Genomic DNA, 4,279 nt, shown 5'->3' with positions numbered 1-4,279 from the left:
GGCCCCTTCGGGGCCTCGCAATGACAAATCCGGGAGCCATCACCGTTTTAGCGATAGCCCGTGCGAATCGTTCGTGCAGCGCCGGGCCCGGCTGTCCGCTCCCCTGCATTTTCCGTTTTTAACTATAGTATATCCGCGATCGGCGGGGTTTTCCAGCCGGAGCGTTCGCCATTGCCGAATTATCCGTTATCTATAACATAGAATAACGTTTTCGCTTTCCACGCTGCGGAATTTATGCTATACTTCAAATTGCAAAGAAATTTCCCGCAGAATCTGTGCACATTGCCGGAATTCTGCTGCGATCCAAAAGGAGGGTCCCCCATGGAGGTTGGCAAGAGCGTCCGCCGTGTGGACGCATTCGACAAGGCAACCGGGCGCGCAAAGTACTGCGATGACCTCTGTGACCGCAGTGCGCTCGTCGCGCGCGTGCTGCATTCGACCATTGCAAACGGCGTGGTCAAGTCCATCGACACGAGCGCCGCCGAGCAGATCGAGGGCGTCGTGAAGATCGTCACCTGCTTCGACGTGCCGCAGATCAAATTCCCCACGGCAGGCCATCCGTGGTCGACCGATCCGCACCATCAGGACGTCGCCGACCGCCTGCTGCTGACGTCCCGCGTGCGCTTCTACGGCGATGACATCGCCGCCGTCGTCGCGGAGAATGAGGTCGCCGCCGCGCAGGCCCTGCGCGCGCTGCGCGTGGAATATGAGGAATATCCCTTCGTGCTGGACGTGCAGGAGGCCATGAAGCCCGACGCCCCGCTGCTGCACGAGGAATTCCCGAACAACATCCTCGCCCACACGACCATCCGCAACGGCAACTATGAGGAGGCCAGCCGCGAGCCGGGCCTCATCAAGGTCGAGGGCTGGTACGACACGCCGACCGTGCAGCACTGCCACATCGAAAACCACATGTGCTTCGCCTCCATGGAGGCCGGGCGCATCGTCATCTACTCCTCCACGCAGATCCCGCACATCGTCCGCCGCGTCGTCGGGCAGGCTCTCGGCATCCCCTGGGGCAAGGTACGCGTCGTCAAGCCGTATATCGGCGGCGGCTTCGGCAACAAGCAGGACGCGCTGTATGAGCCGCTGTGCGCCTACCTCTCCACCGTCGTGGGCGGCCGCCTCGTCAAGCTCGACTGCACGCGCGAGGAGACGTTCGTCTGCAACCGCGTGCGTCACGCCATCCGCACGCACATCATCTCGTGGGTGCGGCCGGACGGCACGTTCGCCGCGCGCAAGATCGAGTGCTTCTCGAACCAGGGCGCTTACGCCTCCCACGGCCACGGCATCGTCGCCAAGGGCATGGGCGCGTTCCCGCAGCTGTATCCCTGCCCGAACATCGACGGCGACGCCTACACCGTGTTCACGAACCGCCCCGCCGCGGGCGCGATGCGCGGCTACGGCATCCCGCAGGCCATGTTTGCGGGCGAATCCCACATTGAGGACGTCTGCCGCGTGCTTGGCGTCGACTCGCTGGAGTACCGCCGCAAGCACATGATGCCCGTCGGCTTCGTCGACGGCTTCTCGAAGAACGAGAACCATTCCGACACGCTCAATCAGGTGCTGGACAAGGGCGAGGCGTGGATGGACTACAGCCGCAAGCACCGCGAATACGAAAACCAGACCGGTCCCGTGCGCCGCGGCGTCGGCTGCGCCCTGTTCTGGTACAACACGGCTGTCTGGCCCATCAGCCTGGAAAGCTGCTCGTGCCGCATGGTCCTGAATCAGGACGGCTCCATCCAGCTGCAGACCGGCGAGACGGAGATCGGCCAGGGCTGCGACACCGCCTTCGCCCAGATGGCGGCGGACGCCGTGGGCATCCCCGTTTCGGACGTGCACGTCGTCACGGCGCAGGACACGGACGTCACGCCGTTCGGCACGGGCGCCTATGCCTCGCGCCAGACCTACGTCGGCGGCTTCGCCATCGCCCAGACGGGTGCGCTGCTCAAGGAGCGCATCCTGAAGTACGCCTGCGAGCTGACGCGCCAGATGCCCGCCCTGCTCGACATCGTCGACGGCAGGATCATCCGCAGGACGGACGGCCGTGTGCTCATGACGCTCGGCGAGCTTGCCACGGAGGCGCTCTACAGCCTGTCGCACTCCGAGCATCTGACGGCGGAATCTACTTACCAGATCAAGAACAACGCCTATTCCTTCGGCTGCTCGTTCGCGGAGGTCGAGGTCGACATCCCTCTGTGCAAGGTGAAGCTGCTGAAGCTCATCAACGTGCACGACTGCGGCAAGCTCATCAACCCGCAGCTTGCTGAGGCGCAGGTGCACGGCGGCATGTCCATGGCCATCGGCTACGGCATGTCCGAGGAGCTGAAGTTCGACCCGAAGACCGGCCGCCCGCTCAACAACAACCTGCTGGACTACAAGCTCTCGACCATGATGGATCACCCGCATCTCGAGGCCCAGTTTGTGGAGAACGCCGAGCCGACGAACCCCTACGGCACGAAGGCCCTCGGCGAGCCGCCCGCCTGCTCCGGCGCGCCGGCCATCCGCAACGCCATCCTGAACGCCACGGGCATCGGCATCGACGTCGCGCCCATCACCCCGCACGTTCTCTTCGCCGCATTCGAGAAGGCGGGCCTGTTCGAAAAGGAGGAAACCGCCCATGTATGATATGAAAGCGCTCTATGAGGCGCATTCCGTGGAAGAGGCCGTCGCCCTGCGTCTGGAGCATCCGGAGGCGCAGATCATCGCAGGCGGCTCGGACGTGCTCGTGCAGATGCGCGAGGGCAAGCGTGCCGGGGCGGAGCTCATCTCCATCTACGGCATCGACGCCATGCGCGGCATCTGCATCGACGAGGACGGAAACATCCGCATCGGCTCGCTGACGAGCTTTTCCCACATCACGCGCGACCCCATCATCCGGAAATACATCAACGTGCTCGGCGAGGCGGTCGACATGGTCGGCGGCCCGCAGATCCGAAACATCGGCACCATCGGCGGCAACACCTGCAACGGCGTGACGTCCGCCGACTCCGCCTCCACGCTGCACGCATGGGAGGCCATCGTGGAGCTGACCGGCAAAAACGGCGTGCGCCGCCTGCCCATCAAGGACTTCTACCTCCGTGCAGGCAAGGTGGACATCCGTGCCGAGGAGGGCGAGATCCAGACGGCCATCCTCATCCCGAAGGCCAGCTATGAAAACTGCTTCGGCCACTATATCAAATACGCCATGCGCAACGCCATGGACATCGCCACGACAGGCTGCTCCGTGAACGTCGTGCTGAGTGAGGACAAAAAGACCATCGTCCGCGCGCGCATCGCCTATGGCGTGGCGGGCCCCGTGCCCATGCGCGCCCCGAGCGCCGAGGCGCAGGCCAACGGCCGCCCGGTCTGCCGCGAGACGGTCGACGCCTTCGCGCAGGCCGTGCTGCAGGACATCCATCCGCGTGACTCGTGGCGCGCCTCGAAGGCCTTCCGCGAGCACATCGCCGTCGAGCTGGCGCGGCGCTGCCTCATCCGCTCGATCGAGCTTGCAGGAGGTGCGGTAAAATGAACAAGCAGTATAAGCTCGTGCGCTGCAACATCAACGGCAAGGACGTCGAGCAGATCGTGGACGTCCGCGCCTCACTGACGGACATGCTGCGCAATGATTTCCGCCTGACATCCGTGAAGAAGGGCTGCGAGGTCGGCGAGTGCGGCGCGTGCAACGTCATCATCGACGGCGAGTGCTTCAACTCGTGCATCTACCTCGCCGTGTGGGCGGAGGGCAAGCACATCCGCACGCTCGAGAGCCTGCTCGGCCCGAACGGTGAGCTGTCCGACATCCAGCAGGCCTTCATCGACGAGGCCGCCATCCAGTGCGGCTTCTGCACGCCGGGCTTCATCATGACGGCCGTCGAGCTGCTCGAGACCGGCAGGGAGTACACGGACGACGAGCTGCGCAAGCTGCTCTCCGGCCACCTGTGCCGCTGCACCGGCTATGAGAACATCCTCCGCGCCGTGAAGAAGACCATGTACAAGCGCCTCGGCAAGCCCATGCCGGCGGAAGAATAACGTATGCAGCTACACAGGGACGCACCGAGACCGGTGCGTCCCTGTTTTTGTTGTATGATCCGGGCATCGGCAGCGCGTTGTAGGGGAGGGGCATGCCGCTCCCGGCGCTGCACCTGCGCAGGAAACAGGCTATCGTTAAAATGGGAAACGGCCCCGACGGGGCCTGTAGCGGCGCTCAGGGAACGCCTTGCAGACTGGCAATGATCACGGCACAAATTCAGCGGCGCAATGCCCTCAGATTTGTCATTGCGAGGCCCCGACGGGGCCG

At 64.2% G+C, this 4,279-nt stretch carries 3 protein-coding genes; all 3 read left to right on the top strand.

Annotated elements, in window-relative coordinates; all coding sequences use genetic code 11:
• The first annotated feature begins 321 nt into the window (after positions 1 to 321).
• Genes xdhA through xdhC form a run of 3 tightly spaced genes read left to right on the top strand, consistent with a single transcriptional unit; the run spans position 322 to position 4,011 of the window.
• Positions 322 to 2,628 (top strand): xanthine dehydrogenase subunit XdhA, encoded by a 2,307-nt coding sequence (xdhA, locus tag WMO66_RS00155; RefSeq protein ID WP_349134384.1) that lies wholly within the window; start codon positions 322 to 324, stop codon positions 2,626 to 2,628.
• On the top strand, positions 2,621 to 3,511 hold the full coding sequence (gene xdhB / locus WMO66_RS00150) for a xanthine dehydrogenase subunit XdhB (protein ID WP_349134383.1): 891 nt from the start codon (positions 2,621 to 2,623) through the stop codon (positions 3,509 to 3,511). The genes xdhA and xdhB overlap by 8 nt, the downstream gene beginning before the upstream one ends.
• Entirely contained in the window at positions 3,508 to 4,011 is a 504-nt protein-coding gene (xdhC, locus tag WMO66_RS00145) for a xanthine dehydrogenase subunit XdhC (protein ID WP_349134382.1), read from the top strand. Before xdhB ends, xdhC begins: the two co-directional genes overlap by 4 nt.
• Positions 4,012 to 4,279 lie beyond the last annotated feature (268 nt).

This window comes from Faecousia intestinalis (assembly GCF_040096185.1).
Lineage (GTDB): Bacteria > Bacillota > Clostridia > Oscillospirales > Oscillospiraceae > JAZOXB01.
Note: the sequence above shows the minus strand (reverse complement) of the source record. Positions and strands in the feature narration are given on the sequence as shown.

Excerpts from the sequence above, each read along its gene's own strand:
- xdhA (WP_349134384.1), top strand. The coding sequence starts at position 322 with ATGGAGGTTGGCAAGAGCGTCCGCCGTGTGGACGCATTCGACAAGGCA.
- xdhB (WP_349134383.1), top strand. The coding sequence starts at position 2,621 with ATGTATGATATGAAAGCGCTCTATGAGGCGCATTCCGTGGAAGAGGCC.
- xdhC (WP_349134382.1), top strand. The coding sequence starts at position 3,508 with ATGAACAAGCAGTATAAGCTCGTGCGCTGCAACATCAACGGCAAGGAC.